We start from the raw sequence: 14,338 nt of genomic DNA on the forward strand, positions 1-14,338 counted from the left end.
CTTATCGTCTCCGTTGTGCATTGTAGTTTTGCTGCATAGTTTTAGAGATTCGGCTATTAGGGTTAGCCAATTGGTTAGATACTGTTTGCTCGGCAATCTGTTGAATGCGGATATCTAAAGAACCGTCGTCATTTTGAGTTGCAGTAGCAGTTTGCCCTGGCAATGTGTAGACGTTGACGGTTGGACTATCTCCGTTACTATTCCCCAAACTACCACCACTATTAAGTGTATTAAGAGTATCAACACCAATTCGTTTGGTAGCAGAAGCATTAAGTACATATTCTTGGCCATGAACAACTCCAGCAATATCCGTACGCCCCATGTTGCCTGTGTAGCCACCTGTAGCGAAACCAACATCACTTACAGACTTGATATTTGCAATAATTCCCGCCCCAAGTGCTGCAACATTTGCCATTGCAGCAATATTGGCAGGGAACGGATTGTTTAATGCTTTAGACATAGCATCTGGAATTTGAACTGCTGCCGATGCTATTGCAAAAGCTTTCTCGGCTGCAAACATGGTCTTATATATCGCTGACTGCTCATCCCCTGCACTTTTGAGCATATCCACCATAGATCCAAAAAATGCTTGATTAGAAGACAATCCAAGCGCTGCTCGGTCAGCATGATACTTGCGCTCACTCTCCAGCATCCTTTGTTGATACTCTTCTTGGGTAATTAACTGCCACTCAAAAGCCTGCTGTATTACTTCACCACGTTGTGATGCTGCATCTTCAGCAGATGTATCAACTCCAATTGCGCCTTGATAATTCATCCAAGCTTGACGCCGACTATCATCGTTCTCAAGGTCTTGGGTTTTATATGAAGCACCAATAAGAAAGTCTTTTTCATCACCAGTTAGGCTTTTATTCAAACGGATTTGCTCACGTTCAAATTCATACTTAGCAGTGATGTTTTGCATGTCTGTTTGGAATGCAGATTGTGCATCATTCAGACGTTGAGCAGATTCAAGACGCATCCAAGATAACTCTTGTTGATGCTTATCTTTAGCTGCTCTGTAGAATGCCTCTTTATCCTTATCAGTAATATCGGTGCGAGCTGCGATTTCTTTCTTAGACAACTCATATTGGAAGTTAATTTTTTCCTCTTCAGTAAGTCGATACTCGCTTAATTCGAAAGCAAGCTTAGCTAAAAATAGATCCTTTTCAGTTTCATAGCGGCCGCGCGCAACATTTAAGAATTGTTTTTGCTGTTCCCCAACAAAAGCAATTTTTATGTCATTAATATGCTTTTCATAATCAAGCTGCATTTGATATTCACGATCGCCAAATGCATAAATGAGCGAATTCTGAAGGCGTTTGCGCTCCTCCAATTGTCTATTAAGCTCTGCTTGCGCTTTAGCAGCTTCACGTTTTTTCTTTGCATCATTCTCAGTATCTTTAGCAGAATCTTGAGTTTTAACTTTGTAATCAGCTAAAACATCCCTAGACTCCTTAGTTTTTGAAGTATAGGCAGCTAGTTGTTTTTCTGCATTTTTAAATGCTTTAGCAACTGCATCTTTTTTCGAAGCTAATTCAGCATCAATTGCAGCAATACTACTTTCATAAGCTGCTTGTTTTGCACTATTAGAACTTTGCTTGTTAAATGGGTCAGTGATGATATCCCAACCAGCTGCAACTCCCACTGTAGCTTTTTGAACCCAAGATTTACCGATATTTAATGCATTGCCAATTGCATTAAGCTCATTGATGGTTGATTGCCAAACTTGAATAAGGTGTTTACTTAGTTCACTAAAGTTAATACCAATATCATCAGTATCATCTTGAACGCCATTCGAGAAAATATTAAATGCTTTCCCCATTCCAGCTAATGCAGTTTCAATAGCACCAGATTTAACAACATCGGTAAGATCATCAATAGAAGTTGTGGCATTTTGGATACCTACTCGAATTAGGTCACCTACACCAGATTGAGATACTGAAAGCCACAAACTATTCCATGAATCTTCTAGTCCAGCAATATCGCCATCTAGGGTGTTCATTCGCTCAGACATTGCGCCTGCAAACTGATTTTCACCTAGCTTTATCAGATATTGCTCAATGTCTGATGCATTCTTTTTAACTTCAGTAGTTACACCTTGAAAGGTAAATTTTACCTTGTCGCCCTCTTGTTTTGATTTGATACCAAATTCTTTTAAGCGTTCAAACTCGAAGGTTGAAGCATCTGCAACTGCTTCAATTAACTGCATCAAATCCTTACCCATAGCAGAAGCTGTATTGCCATAAGACATTAAAGCTTGCTCAGAAGGTGTTAAGCCTAGATTAACTAGTTTATTAAATGCCTCTACTGCCTGAGAAAGCCCATACGGGGTTTCTTTTGCAAATTGTGATAGTGCATCAAATGCAATTTTTGCATCCTTTGAGGATTTAGTGGCTGTAATTAATCCAGCATTAAGTACATCAAATTCACGCTGCACTGCAACTAACTTAGAAGCCATTAACCCTGATGCAATACTTACTGCAGCGCCTACAGCTCCCCATGCAACCTTCATACTTGAAATAGAGCTAGTAATATTGGCAACAGAGTTTTTTGTGGTCTTTTCAGCATTCCTAAAAGCTTCAGTGTATTTACCTGTTCTTACTAGCAAATCTAGTGTCAAGGTTCCTAACTTTGTTGCCATCACTTTTCTCCAGCCAAAAAGAAAGCCCCCATATGGGGGCTTTGTAGATATTTCATTACTAGTTGCTTATTTCATGAAGCTTGCAGAATTTCTGCTCTAATTCAGTAAATGGAACTTTCGTTTCACCATTTAGTAGTAAAGTTGACCCGTTATAAATAAACTTTCTATATCCAACATAGGCCCCAAAAGAGTTCTTGGCATTAAATTCGCCACACGCATAACTATTCCCATCCACATCAATATATGCAGTGACGTTTTTATACTGTATAGAATCAGGATCTTTAGACAAATTACCAAGATGCCTTTTCGCTTTAACAATCAAATTGGTATCTGGTTTAATTATTGACTTGCTGTTTATATCCGCATTTGCATTATTGTCTTTGGAATCTTTCGGTCCTATATTGCCAAGTATTACAACACATGCAACAATACCAACTAGAACAGAAAAGAATAATTTTTTCATTGTTTTTCCACTCTAATTAATCTTCGGTTTGCCAAGTAATTTATTTACTGTATCTAGCACTTTAGCATCTGTACCACGCCACTTATTTAGTGCTAATGGGTTTTGTTCCCAGTCTACTTTTGCAATTTGGTCTCCATTTGCATCGTATAGATCTAATTGGATAACAGAAGTACATACTGCCATATCCCATGATCTCTGAGCTGAATAAGTTAATCTATTTTGACATTCAGTTGGTTTGATATCTGAATAGAATTTAGATTTAATCCCATTTTCAATAAAAGCTCGTTCTAAATCATTCTCAAATGATGGGATAGTAACTTTACTGTTACGTTCAATACAAACTTCACGGATTGTATTTAGTTTTGCACTATCTAATGCCTTCACCGGTTTACCAGCACAACCAACAAGCCCAAATATCAGCCCTACTAAAATAATATTTCTCATGAATTACCCCTATGTTTAGAGGTAATTTAACAAGCGGTTAATAAAGTGGCAATAAAAACCATTACATAAAACGACTCTTGATTATATTGAGATTATTCAGGTAATTGGGCACGTAAATATGACTCCAAATTCTGCGGCTCTGGTTTGCTTTCATGTGGCATATAATTTAGAGCATCAATCTTGGTGCCTTTTTTTACCTTAGAAGAAATATAAAGTGCAAATAGATTACCTATTGCCTGCTCTATTCGGCGGCCAAAGAAAAGGGAACCATACTTCTGACGATATGCACGCCAGAAGTGGAATTCTTCATTACTTATTTTTTGCTTCGCGTCTTCGATTGTGTTGCCGCCGACCCCACAGAGGACGAGTTCTCCCCAGAATTCGTTTCGTTTGAACTCTTCTTCATCAACTTTCCCATGAAGTTGTTCACTTCATCTGAGACAGCATAAAAGGCGTTGCAAACCGAAACGTCACAATCTAAAACTTCATCAATTGATTTGAAGAAAGGTGAACCTTTTGCATCTTCGCAAATTGAGCCAAGGATGCGGGCAGCCTGTAAGCGAATACCGTCGATACTTTCAAGCTTAGAGTTTTCCAAGTCTTTAGGGTCGAACTTCCATTTGTAAGCTTTTAAAATCTGTTCTTGGTCTTTAAAAGATAGTTTACGAACAAAAACTTGAGCTTCGTAATCTTCCCCATTTAAGGAAAAATGCACCGTCTTTTCGACTGGTGCACCTTGAGAAAGACTAACTTTTTTCAGATTAGCTACTGATAACTTTTTCATCTTTCACCTTAAGCTTTAGGAATAATCTGAACACCAGTGCTACGCTGCATAGTTACTTGGTAGCTTACGAGTGAGTCAGCTTCAAATGTTGGAGTTGATGGGGCTAATGAAGCTTTATAAGTCCAGAACGTGCGAGTCGTTGGAACTGTCACTGCACCAGTGGCAATCGTTGGTTCTGCTGTACCGTCACTTGCACCAATGTAGAAAGTTAGTTCTTTGTGTGCATCTGCCCATTCCAGAAGTTGAACGTGTGTGTCGTTTTCTGGATCTAAGTTGAAAGTAATTGAGCCATCACCCGGATCATTCAAACCAGTTAAGTAAGACTTTGAACTTGTTTCTTCTAAACATGTATTTTCAAGTTTAGAAGTACTGTCACTGCCTAAATCGATTGCAGTAATACAGATTGCTTTAGTAATGGCTGTGCCATCAGAGATAAAAACGTTAGTACCTTGTGTACGTAAAACTGCCATGAGTAGCTACTCCTCAAATTTTAGGCAATAAAAAACCGCCTTTTGGCGGTGTGGTTTTGGATTGTTGTGTGACTTAACGGTATAAAAACCAATTGGCATCAAAGCCACGGACGAACAACTTTGTTTCTTTTTCAAAGTCGCTAATCCGTGGATTTAAAATAAAGCTAATTTTTTCTAAAGACTTCCGAATTGCCTCTCTAGCTTCATAGGCTCGTTTTTGATTGGTGTCATACACCATTACCTGATACATGACATGATCAACTTCTGCTGGGCAATCTAAATTGTTTTCTGCTGGTCCACCGATGTCTTGCCATACTGCATATGGTGTAGGCGTATCAAGAGGCGCTAAATCCTCATAAACACGCAAATCAGTGCCTAAAATAGCCTTGACCGCAGCATCAGCATTGAGAGTTCGATAAATTGGGAGAAAGCTCATAGTTTTGCTATTTCCTTGTCTAGTTCAGCACTGAATGACTCGCTGAAAGTGTCTGTGACCTTTTGAACATTGTTTGCTAATGCTGGACGCATGAATGGAACTGCTGGCACATCTGATTTACCATACTCAATCCATCTCCAATGGCGAGTGTCACCACCACTAGTAGGCTTTGGAGTTGGATTGGAAAACGAAGCTCCACCATCAACACCAACACGCATCAATACTTGGCTTTTATCTCTCATTTTCCCTGCACCAACTTTAATATTCTTCCAAATCTTAGCTGCGGTTTCAGGGTCATCAATGGCCTTAGCATTTTGTCTTGCTGCATCACGGACAACATTCATTGCTTTACGAGCAGCACGTGTTGCAGCGTTTCTAGTGCGTCGAGGATCGCCTAACAGCTTCATCTTTCGCAAGACTTCATCTAGCCCTTCGATTTTTACGTCTACATCAGCCATAAGGTTTCTCCTGACGTAAAAAAACCTCCCGAAGGAGGCTTTCTAGTTTTTAAATTCTTGCAGCTATTGCCAACTCACGGAGGGTAACACCAGTATGGTTATTCTCCATTTTCTCTACCCAGTATCTATGGTTAAACCACTTGCCAAGTTCCCAGCAATAAACATCATCAATCGCTTTAGATCTAGTAGCTTCTTCTACTCTGGCTTTACCGCCGAATCGGGCTACAATATCTTCATGTTCAATCACGTAGGCTTGACCTTTGTCACCCACTTGGAGGCATAATCGTGATTTAATTCCGTCCTCATAATGAACAAGCCAATTATCTGAATCGCTTTCTGTTCTTTGCTCAAAAACTACAATTCCTTTTTCACCTGATGGATGTTGTATTAAATCGCCTTCAAATATCTCACAATTAAGATAATCACTGTATGGTGATTTTTTCTTATTAGTCATGACTCACCTCTTTGGCTTTTAAATAAGCAAGTGTGAACCTAACACCTTTGTAAAACTCCTCATCCTCACTGTCAAAGAGTTCGCAAATTCTTTTATATTCGGCATCTTCAAAAGTTTCTAAAAGATTCCTTTCAAATAATTGAGTATCTATATTTTCCATCTTGCACCTCTGCAATACCTGATTATGGTTGTGGCAACTGTTCAGGTAAAACAGCGTTCGGTGATCAGCCTAGCCACTCAAATATTATACACTATTTCGGCTTTTCAAGCCCTTGTCCAAGCAAGAAAGTACAGTAAGTGTATGAGTCTTCACTATCATCTAATGCTTGGCTTTTAATTGAGAATATCCAACCTTTCCATAGCACTTGCATCTTAGTCGTAATGTCTTCTCGATAGCGGATTTTCATTCGGGCGACTACTTCGGATTGGTCAGCCTGTGCTGCAATTAAATCTTTGGCCGATAATGGCGTGACCTTGGCCCAAAGCTTTTTGTATTCAGACCAACCGCCTTCAATTGGGAAGCCGTCATCATCTCTGCCAGGTTCAGTGTATGCTTGGATGGTAACTCGATGACGTAATTCACCTGCGTTTTGTCCCATGACAACTACCTCAATATAGTTCCATCATTGGAGATTTAATTATTACTGTGGGAATGCGCCATATACCATCTTCACCATATTGCCAAACTTGCTCACCTTTAATTGCATAGTAGATAAACTTGTCAATGTAATGAAAATGCGTAGCTCCTTTTGGCTTTCTTTTACTTGCTCTAACTTTCAAATCAACCATAAAAACCTCACACAGCCGTAGGCGTTCGATAAGTGAATAAGAGTGATTGCACTGGCTGAGGCATAAAATTGCCATTCACTGGTGCATCAGATTCAGCGTTACGGTGCTTGTCGTAATATCCAACAAATACAAGCACGGCCAATCGGAACTCTTCGGGATATGGCTCAACATGGTGAATAACGTCTGTATAACGCAAAACGGCCGATTCAGCCGCTTTTCTATAGATTTCCAAGTTAGTATCATTTGAATCATCGTCATAGCGAAGGTGTTCTTTAACTTCCGCAAGAGTAACTATGCTCATTCTGTCCACTCCTTCGCGCATAACTTAAAGTTTTTATGATCAAATTCGCCTATATGGTCGTTCTCAACATGCCATAAAGAACCATTTTTAGTGATGAACTGTCCTTTCTCATACTTAACATCGTCCTTAAATATGCCTTTATAGAGCGATTTAAGCGCGTTTTCACCTTCTGGCTGCTCTTCATCAGCTTTAGGTGTTTCGGCAGGCTGTGAAGCGCTTGATGAAGGATTGAACGGGTCATCCTTAGCATCACGTTTGGCAAGTGCGTCAAGCGAGTAGTTTTGCTGTTGCATGTAAACTGTATCGCCACCATTCAAAGGCAGTTTCCCGATTTTTGCTCGGCCCTCATTAGGTGTGAGCAATGACCCTTTCACGTCATCACGAACCATAGTATGGAACCGTTCAGAATCCATGCGAATGAGTGTGTCGATGTCAAGGAAACACTCAACTTTAAATGAAGTCAGATCTAAACCTTCATCTAACAAGTTTTCACGAGCTTCGATGAGAGCTTGTAAGCAGTCAGAATAGTAAATCCCATTAGCCTTTTCAGAATCATCAGGAACTGTGCCAATGCCAATTTTGAAAGGTGGGACATTGAACACACTACAAACCACACGACCCGACATTTCGAGCAATTCAATCATTTGAGAATCAGCAGCACTCATACCCAAAGCGGTGTAAGTCATGCCATCACCAATGACCGCAGTCTTACCAAAGTTTGCACCTGAATAATTTGTGTTCCAGCGAGCTTGGATTTCTTCTGCCTTTTCTTTTGTGATAGATCCAGGAGCAACCAAGATTCCGCCTGGTCTGCTTCCATTTCCAAAGAAGTTTGCGGCATTCTTGATGATCTTCACACCCATTCCCGCAGCAACACCACAAGCCATAATTGGAGACAAGCCCACTAAGGGATGATAGAAAGCGTTGATACGGTCATGGATGATTTCAGATGCTGGAACAATCACTGATTCTGTTTGTGTTAAGCGGTCAGTGTTGAACTGATAAAACACATTGCCGTAGTCATCAACCAGTGGGCAAACAAGATCAGGGTTAAGTACCACCATTCGGTAGACTTCGCCAAAAACATCGCGGAGTTTCCAAACGTAAGTATTGCCACGAAGTAGCAAACTAGAAGTCCATTGCTCTTGGAACTGCTGCCAAGTTTGATAGTTGTTTGGTTTCTTTAAAACGCGCAACTTTTCAGGGATATCTACATTAACCAATACACCTTCTTTCTTGCGCTTCAAAAGAATTGGCAATTTACCAATGTCTTTTGAGATAAGACTTACACAAGCGAATATTGCATGAGATGCGACGAGGTCATCACGTGTTAATTCATCATTTTTCTGCCAAGCACCTGAGTATGGCTCTTGTACAAATAGGCTATTCCAAGTCTGCCCAGCACTATGGACACTTTGAAAGCTCTTTTTACCTCTTAACCAGTCAAAAATGCCCATTTTTACCGCCTTATTCGCTAGTTTTTACTTCTTTTTTAGGTTTGCTTGGTGCCTTTTTAGGTTCCTCAAAAGGCTTAGCAACACCTGTTTTAATCAAGATATTTGCTTCAAAATCGGTTACTTCAAGCACATCACCCACATTGGCATTGTGCATAACCTGTAAATATTCAATTTTCATAGCTGCTCCCATAGCTCAACAATGAAGTTTCATTGCTCAGATATGAAAACAGCCCCTATTAAGGAGCTGTTTAAAGATCAATACACCAACTTATGGAGTTGGAGTAGTTGTGTAGTCTAGATATGCTGCAGCCACTGGACGACGCTTAGCCCAAGTGATGAACTTCTCTACACGTACAGCAAATTTGTTTTCTTGCCATAAGTGGTGAGTAGTTGATCCATCAACTAGAGTTGCTTGGTCGCTGTAAGAAACATCCACACCGCCATCTTGTGCAAGAAGGATTTCACTTGTTTTCACAAGGATGATCTTGTTGCCTAAAGACTGTGAAGTGATAACTGGAATACCAAGTAAGGTACGTGAACCGCGCAAGCCCATGCCTGGGAAGTAAGTATTACCCAAAGCGTCACGAAGTAAGGCAATTTGAGCAGCACGCGTTTCTGACATTAAGAAATAAGAGCCATCTAAACTTAAGTTGTTATTTACAAAAGTTGTGATGAGGGCCAATAAATCTTTTTCATATGCTGCAGCAGTTTCACCGGTATTTGGTGTAGCAGTAACACCATTCAATACACCAGCCGGACGAACAGCAGAAGCAGCCACTGAATCAAGGAATGTTGCATCTACTAAAGCTGCACTTGCTGCGATTAAGTCATCACGTACCAAAACACTTACTGACGGGTCTGAACGACGCATCAACTCTTGTGTGTAAACAGTGATTGCAGCAAGTTTATGCTCGCCAATTTCAACTTCACCAAAAGTAGGATTCGTTAATGGCTTAGGCGCGCCCTCACCAACCCAAGAAGCAGTACCACCAGTAACTTGAGAAGGGATTTTTGAACGGAACGGAACTGCACGGAAGCCTTGAAGCTTATCGAATACTGTTGCTTGGCGAAGTAACTCTACAAATTCACCAACCAATTGGTTTTCATGAACAAGAGTGGCTGCGAAACCTGCATCCGTTGTTGTACCTAATGTAGCTTTCGTAATTAAGTCTTGTACTTCATCACCGAAGCCCATACGTTTAGCAACTTCTAATGGAGACTCAAAACGGCCTTCTTTAGCATTAAGCTGTGAAACGATTTTTGCTTGGGCGTATTGAGCAAAGCCAATACCTTTAGGCAAATTAGACTTAACGATGATTTTCCCTGCTGGTTCTGGATCACCACCTGCTGACTTTGCAGCCTCTACAGGGTTTCCACCCGCAACCGGTGTGGCAGTAGTTGCTGCTTTTTCTGCTGCTTGAATTAGTTTTTCAAGGCGCTTTTCTTCAAATTCTAAGCGTTCAACATCTTTTTCAAGTGCTGCATATTGTGTGTTTTGCTCATCATTAAGCGTTTGCTTTTTTTCATGAGCAGCATTCATTAATGCTTCCATAGCTTTTTGTTTTTCAGCGATGGTAGCTTTCACTTTTTCTAACTGTGCTTTTAACATAGTTGGATACTTCCTTTATTTGGATCTGATAATTCGATTGGTTTGTTTTCTGCCACATCGCTGACAGTTGTTTTCTTTTCTTCCGGTTGTTGCGCCTGTCCACCCAACGCGGTGTCATCCAGCTGCTCGAAAGATTTAGAAATTGATTTGATTTGGTTTATGTAGGATTCGTTGTTGCAAGGAACAGCAACTAGGCTTAGCTCATGCCAGTTCCATTCGTTAAATTGGAAACCGCCACCTTCTAATTGCTCTACAGCCTTCCAATCAGCGGTAAATCCAACTGATAACCCATTTACAAGCCCATATTTCAGGCTTTGAAATGCCTCATCTACACGCTCTTTAAGTGCCCCTTCCTCTTCGATTTCTGGAAGTTCAATCTGCACTTCAATGCCTTTCTTAGTGACATCTGCTGAAATGACTTTGCCAATAGGCTTTTCATGGTCATGATGGAAAAGTAATGGCATTGGCAAAGTGAATTTTGCTCCTGTGCTAATCAGGACATCCTTTGCCTTGTCAGGTGTTGGAGTCGAAGCTATGCCAGTAAAAACACGCTTCTCTTCATCAAATGCTTTCACCTGCAAGACTGAATAAGCCTTGTTTTTCATGGCAAAACTCCAATAAAAAAGCCCGCATTAAGCGAGCCTTGAGTTAAAAATTTAATTAGACGAAAAAGACGTTATATTCTTTGTTTGTTGGTTCTGGATTCATGGACATGAGAGCAACTGCGTTAAACGTGGCAATCAAAGGGTCAATCTTTCCTACACCTGATTCTTGTTTGGTAATTCGCATACCATTACCGACCATAATTACCCGTGCATTACCTGCTGCCCAAGTCATTAGTTGTTGCCCAGCATGGTAAAGATTGCCTTCTGCTAATTTGCGTTCAGTGGTGAGGATGTAAGACATGAGCTTGTAACCTTGCGGAACAGCGAACATGCTTTCCTCTGGTATTCCGGCCTCAAGTAAGCCATCTAAAAGACCACCTAAACCAAGTGGATCTAGTCCGATCTTGTTTAGCTTGCCACTGTCATAAACTTTCTTAGCAATTGCTGCGAGTTGGTCAATGTCGTCGCCTATTCGGTCAACGACTGTTAATGAGCCTTCAAGTTTGAAGTCATCGTATTTAGGTATATTTTCCTTACGACGTTCTAAAGCAATCTTATTTGCCCATGCATGATTCCATAGCCACCAGACACGGGGGTCCTTTTTGAGGCGGCCTAAAACAGCTGATCCAAGCAAGTCATCTAACCCACCCCCATCGATTCCAATCGTGATGACATCAGACTGCTCTATAAGTTGGTCCAATCCAAAAACATGCTTTTGCTTATTCCAATACTCCGCACCTGCCCACCGGTTAGCACGAAGGTTCATGCCGATTTCGATGTTTAAGTGTTTGGCCAAGAAGTCTCGAAGTGATTCTTCGCCAGCGTCTTTGACCTTTTTAAACTCTGAAATCAGATATTCAAGGTCAACTGATGCACCTAAATTCGGGTTTGTGATGTAGAAGTTTTCAGGTTTTAAGTGTTCGCCTGCTTCTATCATCTTTTTAGGGAATTCATAAATTAAAGGTAGGAATTGTTTATCATCTTTAATCCCATCTCGAACATCACGGGCATAGTCTAAAAGCTGCTTGAATACACCACATGGAACTTCATCCGACATCGTAGACAGATAAATAACACAACCTTCTGGACGCGATGCCAAACCGCCTTTAGCTTCTCGGAACATAGACTCAGCATTAGCACGCTTACCGAAGAGCCAAACCTCATCAATTAAAATGATTGAGGCTTTCTTTCCTGCTGCCGCATTAGATTCTGCCGCAATTACTTTAAGTGTTGCGCCTGTACCTAAGTGAGTGACCGTTTTTGTGTGCTCAGACACATTCATCATTTCACTTAATTCATCGTCAGAACGAATGAAATCGCGAATTGGGTTAAAACTATTGTCAGCTACTTCTTTTGTCGGAGCTAAGATAATAAGTTCAGCAGAAAGACGGTCATTAAGAATCAGCAAAAGAAGCATAATTGCTGCGGCAATCGTGGATTTAGTGTTCTTCTTAGAAATCAGAAGGAAAAATTCACGAATTAATCGACGCTTAGAGTTCGGATCTAATGCACCAGCAATTGCCCGCACAAATTCTAATACCCAAGGCAACGTTACTTCGCCCATCTTCGGGCTGCCCATCACATCGACAAGAATCAGTTCTTTAAAGATTCGCTCAGCAACATCTGCAACTTGTGGAAATAAAGGCTCACAAGGCATGAGCGACTGTTTGGCAACAATACGCTCCTCCCAGTCTGGGCAAGCGGTTGTCCATTCTGGAAGCATTGCGGTCATTTATTCTGTCCAATAAAAAACCGCCCGAAGGCGGAATAAATTGTCTGGCAGGTTGCGAACCCCTGCATGTATGGCTGAGATAAGCTGATGTTTATGGCACATTCAAAAGCCTGGCTACGCATCCCCATACTGGTTCAGGACATTGCTTACTCTCACACCGTGTCGCCCACGGATTCAGACAAAACTGTATAATAAAAACCGCCATAAGGCGGCTAATTGAGTGGTTCTAATTCGTGAGGTTCTGGAAAAGCTTTTTTCATTTCTATCCACTTCTGCGAGTCAGGTTGCCAATAATACAATTCTTCATAGTGGTCATATCTGTAATAGTAACCGTCTCGCTTTACAAAAAACTCAGCCCCTTTGGGAGCATTTTTCTTGATTTCTTCTGACAGCATTTTTTATATCTCAACTAGGCAATTGATTATTCAAAGTCCCAAACTTGCCTGACTTTGTCGCAGCCTTAGCTGCATCTTCTTTGGTTTCTTTCTTGCCCTTTTCTGCCACTTTACCGTGGACGTATGGAAGGGCTGCTTGGGCTGCACGAACTCTTAAAGCCATATCTTCAACCGGATCAGTGTAAACAGACTCTAAAAAAGCTAATGGGTCGGCTAGATTCTTAGCAGCTTCAATAGTTGTATTAGTTGTTAATGGCTTAACATCATGTTTAACAACTTGCGCTGGGGTAGCTTTTTCAAGTCTCTCAAGATAAGCAATAACATCAGGATCTTTTGCTAAACGGGCACCTGCCGCAGATGCAGTCTTTTCAGGGCATCCAGCCAAAATTGCAGCTTCTTTATTATCTTTGCCTTTTTGTTTTGCGAGAGCAAATGCCTTCTTCTTTTCTGTTAAAGCCATATACCCTCCTTTAACATATTTATGGAATGGGAAATTTTTTTATAAGTGAGAGGGCAGGCGGTGTCCGGCGGCGAGGAGCTTGAAAATTTTGCCTCCCCCCTCCTGACACGGATCTTATCGAGAATAATTCTCATTTAGATATAAATCCATCGAAAATGCAAAAAATCCTCTCTTTTTCCTATTCTTCCTGAAACTTCTCAACAATTTCATCTATTCGTTGTACACGGTTGTTTAATGCTTCTTTTGTATCCACTGGTATACGTGGATCAAACTGCATACCACGCATGAAGTTAGCAATTGATTCAAGCTGCTCTAATAATTCATCATTGTTCATAGCCTACTCTCCTTCAATGTCTTCTCTTTATGACAAGGCACACATAAGCTCTGTAGGTTTGACTCATCATCATTACCGCCTTGTGCGATATTAACGATGTGATCTAACTCAAGGTCCATGGTGACAACACCACAGGACTGACATGTGTACTTATCTTGAAGATGTATCTTTGCTTTGAGTCTGCGCCAAGAACGACCACCACGACCCGAACCCCAGCTATTCTGCCTTGGTGTTCTCTGTGCCTGTAGTCTCGGTTTGAGTGTTTGTAGTTTCATTTGGATTCTCAAAGTCTGGAGTCAACCGGATAAGAACTTCTGCTACTTGGTCAACACCAACTGTAGTCTCAACAAAGCTAACACCATATAAATAACTACCATCACTTAGTTTTACCTTGGTGCCTGTGCCAGTCTTCCCACCAGCGTACTCAATATTTCTCACGCTTAAATACTTACCCATATCTCACCTCACTTAATCCAACGTCTTATTGCTATACACAACCTGAGTCT

22 protein-coding genes are annotated in these 14,338 nt (G+C 40.9%); all 22 read right to left on the bottom strand.

Annotation, left to right across the window (positions count from 1 at the left end; translation table 11 throughout):
- Position 1: 1 nt before the first annotated feature.
- Positions 2-2,641 carry a hypothetical protein gene (locus tag RMB13_RS07000; protein WP_311084786.1) on the bottom strand — a complete coding sequence of 880 codons (2,640 nt, stop codon included), beginning with the start codon at positions 2,639-2,641 and terminating at the stop codon, positions 2-4.
- Positions 2,642-2,699: 58 nt separating this feature from the next.
- Positions 2,700-3,104 carry a hypothetical protein gene (locus tag RMB13_RS07005; RefSeq protein WP_311084787.1) on the bottom strand — a complete coding sequence of 135 codons (405 nt, stop codon included), beginning with the start codon at positions 3,102-3,104 and terminating at the stop codon, positions 2,700-2,702.
- 12 nt (positions 3,105-3,116) lie between these two features.
- Complete coding sequence (locus RMB13_RS07010; protein ID WP_311084788.1) at positions 3,117-3,548, bottom strand: hypothetical protein; 432 nt, start codon at positions 3,546-3,548, stop codon at positions 3,117-3,119.
- Between the two features lie 313 nt (positions 3,549-3,861).
- Positions 3,862-4,332: a phage tail assembly chaperone family protein, TAC gene (locus tag RMB13_RS07015; protein ID WP_311084789.1), complete on the bottom strand. Its 471-nt coding sequence runs from the start codon at positions 4,330-4,332 to the stop codon at positions 3,862-3,864.
- An 8-nt stretch (positions 4,333-4,340) separates the two neighbouring features.
- Positions 4,341-4,802, bottom strand: coding sequence for a phage tail tube protein (locus RMB13_RS07020; RefSeq protein ID WP_311084790.1), 462 nt, complete (start codon positions 4,800-4,802; stop codon positions 4,341-4,343).
- Between the two features lie 73 nt (positions 4,803-4,875).
- Positions 4,876-5,238 (bottom strand): DUF3168 domain-containing protein, encoded by a 363-nt coding sequence (locus tag RMB13_RS07025; RefSeq protein ID WP_311084791.1) that lies wholly within the window; start codon positions 5,236-5,238, stop codon positions 4,876-4,878.
- On the bottom strand, positions 5,235-5,696 hold the full coding sequence (locus tag RMB13_RS07030) for an HK97-gp10 family putative phage morphogenesis protein (protein WP_311084792.1): 462 nt from the start codon (positions 5,694-5,696) through the stop codon (positions 5,235-5,237). The genes RMB13_RS07025 and RMB13_RS07030 overlap by 4 nt, the downstream gene beginning before the upstream one ends.
- A gap of 49 nt (positions 5,697-5,745) precedes the next feature.
- Positions 5,746-6,150 (bottom strand): hypothetical protein, encoded by a 405-nt coding sequence (locus RMB13_RS07035; protein ID WP_311084793.1) that lies wholly within the window; start codon positions 6,148-6,150, stop codon positions 5,746-5,748.
- Positions 6,143-6,310 carry a hypothetical protein gene (locus tag RMB13_RS07040; RefSeq protein WP_311084794.1) on the bottom strand — a complete coding sequence of 56 codons (168 nt, stop codon included), beginning with the start codon at positions 6,308-6,310 and terminating at the stop codon, positions 6,143-6,145. The genes RMB13_RS07035 and RMB13_RS07040 overlap by 8 nt, the downstream gene beginning before the upstream one ends.
- Positions 6,311-6,401: 91 nt before the next feature.
- On the bottom strand, positions 6,402-6,749 hold the full coding sequence (locus tag RMB13_RS07045; RefSeq protein WP_311084795.1) for a phage head closure protein: 348 nt from the start codon (positions 6,747-6,749) through the stop codon (positions 6,402-6,404).
- 10 nt (positions 6,750-6,759) lie between these two features.
- Positions 6,760-6,939 (bottom strand): hypothetical protein, encoded by a 180-nt coding sequence (locus RMB13_RS07050; protein ID WP_311084796.1) that lies wholly within the window; start codon positions 6,937-6,939, stop codon positions 6,760-6,762.
- 7 nt (positions 6,940-6,946) lie between these two features.
- Entirely contained in the window at positions 6,947-7,240 is a 294-nt protein-coding gene (locus tag RMB13_RS07055; RefSeq protein WP_000029571.1) for a head-tail connector protein, read from the bottom strand.
- Complete coding sequence (locus tag RMB13_RS07060; protein ID WP_311084797.1) at positions 7,237-8,697, bottom strand: phage portal protein; 1,461 nt, start codon at positions 8,695-8,697, stop codon at positions 7,237-7,239. The genes RMB13_RS07055 and RMB13_RS07060 overlap by 4 nt, the downstream gene beginning before the upstream one ends.
- A 10-nt stretch (positions 8,698-8,707) precedes the next feature.
- On the bottom strand, positions 8,708-8,875 hold the full coding sequence (locus RMB13_RS07065) for a hypothetical protein (protein ID WP_311084798.1): 168 nt from the start codon (positions 8,873-8,875) through the stop codon (positions 8,708-8,710).
- Between the two features lie 90 nt (positions 8,876-8,965).
- Positions 8,966-10,306 (bottom strand): phage major capsid protein, encoded by a 1,341-nt coding sequence (locus RMB13_RS07070; protein ID WP_311084799.1) that lies wholly within the window; start codon positions 10,304-10,306, stop codon positions 8,966-8,968.
- The gene (locus tag RMB13_RS07075; RefSeq protein WP_311084800.1) at positions 10,300-10,911 is read right to left on the bottom strand and encodes an HK97 family phage prohead protease; all 612 of its coding nucleotides are present in this window, start codon (positions 10,909-10,911) and stop codon (positions 10,300-10,302) included. The genes RMB13_RS07070 and RMB13_RS07075 overlap by 7 nt, the downstream gene beginning before the upstream one ends.
- 55 nt (positions 10,912-10,966) lie before the next feature.
- On the bottom strand, positions 10,967-12,643 hold the full coding sequence (locus RMB13_RS07080) for a terminase TerL endonuclease subunit (RefSeq protein WP_311084801.1): 1,677 nt from the start codon (positions 12,641-12,643) through the stop codon (positions 10,967-10,969).
- A 212-nt stretch (positions 12,644-12,855) separates the two neighbouring features.
- Positions 12,856-13,038, bottom strand: coding sequence for a hypothetical protein (locus tag RMB13_RS07085; RefSeq protein WP_311084802.1), 183 nt, complete (start codon positions 13,036-13,038; stop codon positions 12,856-12,858).
- A gap of 10 nt (positions 13,039-13,048) precedes the next feature.
- The gene (locus RMB13_RS07090; RefSeq protein ID WP_311084803.1) at positions 13,049-13,498 is read right to left on the bottom strand and encodes a terminase small subunit; all 450 of its coding nucleotides are present in this window, start codon (positions 13,496-13,498) and stop codon (positions 13,049-13,051) included.
- Between the two features lie 178 nt (positions 13,499-13,676).
- Entirely contained in the window at positions 13,677-13,832 is a 156-nt protein-coding gene (locus RMB13_RS07095; RefSeq protein WP_311084804.1) for a hypothetical protein, read from the bottom strand.
- Positions 13,829-14,107, bottom strand: a complete 279-nt coding sequence (locus RMB13_RS07100; RefSeq protein ID WP_311084877.1) for an HNH endonuclease — start codon at positions 14,105-14,107, stop codon at positions 13,829-13,831. The genes RMB13_RS07095 and RMB13_RS07100 overlap by 4 nt, the downstream gene beginning before the upstream one ends.
- On the bottom strand, positions 14,049-14,270 hold the full coding sequence (locus RMB13_RS07105) for a hypothetical protein (RefSeq protein WP_311084805.1): 222 nt from the start codon (positions 14,268-14,270) through the stop codon (positions 14,049-14,051). Before RMB13_RS07105 ends, RMB13_RS07100 begins: the two co-directional genes overlap by 59 nt.
- Positions 14,271-14,338 lie beyond the last annotated feature (68 nt).

Source organism: Acinetobacter sp. V102_4 (assembly GCF_031799005.1).
Taxonomy (GTDB): domain Bacteria; phylum Pseudomonadota; class Gammaproteobacteria; order Pseudomonadales; family Moraxellaceae; genus Acinetobacter; species Acinetobacter calcoaceticus.